Source organism: Bacillus sp. JJ1764, from assembly GCF_036962145.1.
Taxonomy (GTDB): Bacteria; Bacillota; Bacilli; order Bacillales; family Cytobacillaceae; genus Neobacillus.
In genome coordinates this window covers 1,318-2,086 of record NZ_JBALNY010000258.1, presented here as the reverse complement: position 1 = coordinate 2,086, position 769 = coordinate 1,318, and the positions used below count along the sequence as shown (strand labels likewise).

Sequence of the window (769 nt, the reverse complement as noted above, 5' to 3'; positions counted from 1 at the left end):
TCTATTTTTAAAAACAAATTTACAGAGCAAGAAAAAGATGCAGGAAAAGCGAACTATATCATGGGATTATCATTCATTACTGAGGGTGCAATTCCATTTGCAGCAGCTGACCCATTACGTGTCATTCCATCTATTATGATCGGATCAGCGGTTACCGGAGCTCTCTCAATGGCCTTTGGAATTGGCTTAAGAGCCCCACACGGTGGAATCTTCGTTGTTCCGTTAGTGGAACACGGTGCACTGAAATACGCATTGGCGATTTTAATTGGTTCCATTGTTTCTGCACTGTTAATCGGTTTATTAAAAAAGCCGGTAAAACAATAGACAATGAAAAGAGCTGAGAAATACTCAAAGAGCTGAGACATACTCAGCTCTTTTTTACATTTATTTTTCATTTTTCTGTGGATTAATCGCCTTTAAAGCTACGAACGCAGCCATGAGACTTAAACTGGACATCAGGATAAAAATCCAGTGGTTGGACTGTTTCATTAACAAAGCAATAATTGGTGGACCGGCAGCCACACCAATAAACCGCATGGAACTGTATATTGAAGTAATGGTTCCTCGTTCTTTCTTTTCTACTCCTTCGGTAATGAGGCTATCCAAGCAAGGTAGACCTGCTCCAATCCCTATTCCCATAATCAAAAACATCGTAATCATATACCATAATTTAATCGAGAACCAAAGTGCTGCAATGGAAAGTGCTGCCGCAAGAATTCCGCCAAATGTTAGCCATTTCATAAGTATTTTATTTTTTTTAATTATTTTT

Annotated in this window: 1 protein-coding gene and 1 pseudogene; one reads left to right on the top strand and one right to left on the bottom strand. The window is 38.6% G+C overall.

The features are described 5' to 3' along the window. A pseudogene (locus tag V7083_RS23585) lies at positions 1-324 on the top strand (PTS fructose transporter subunit IIA); the annotation flags it as partial. Positions 325-384: 60 nt separating this feature from the next. On the opposite strand, the gene V7083_RS23580 reads toward V7083_RS23585, so the two are convergent. Further along, positions 385-769, bottom strand: a 385-nt coding sequence (locus V7083_RS23580) for an MFS transporter (RefSeq protein ID WP_335482644.1), incomplete at its 5' end; no start/stop codon positions are given.